The organism is Peribacillus sp. SIMBA_075 (genome assembly GCF_046534585.1).
Map to the genome: position 1 here is coordinate 1 of NZ_JAWRYN010001467.1, position 241 is coordinate 241.

The window sequence follows — 241 nt, forward strand, 5'->3', positions numbered from 1 at the left end:
CTGCGCGGCGTCCGTGGAGGCCGGCGCATCGGGCAGCGATACTTCGAGGTTCTGCGACGCCAGCGCGTCGTTCAGCTTGCCGACGCCGGTATCGACCGCCGTCTTGTAGGCGGGATCGGCGAGGTACGACTGAAACTGCGCATAGGCGAGATTCGAGTTCGCGATATCCGCGTAATATTTCGACGCCCCCGCGGCCGCCTGGGCGTCGGCGGTCTGCCAGTCGTCGTACGCGCGGATCTGG

1 protein-coding gene is annotated in these 241 nt (G+C 66.8%); it reads right to left on the minus strand.

Annotation, left to right across the window (positions count from 1 at the left end):
* On the minus strand, positions 1 to 241 hold a 241-nt coding region (locus SB775_RS33265; RefSeq protein WP_410865565.1), incomplete at both ends, for a hypothetical protein.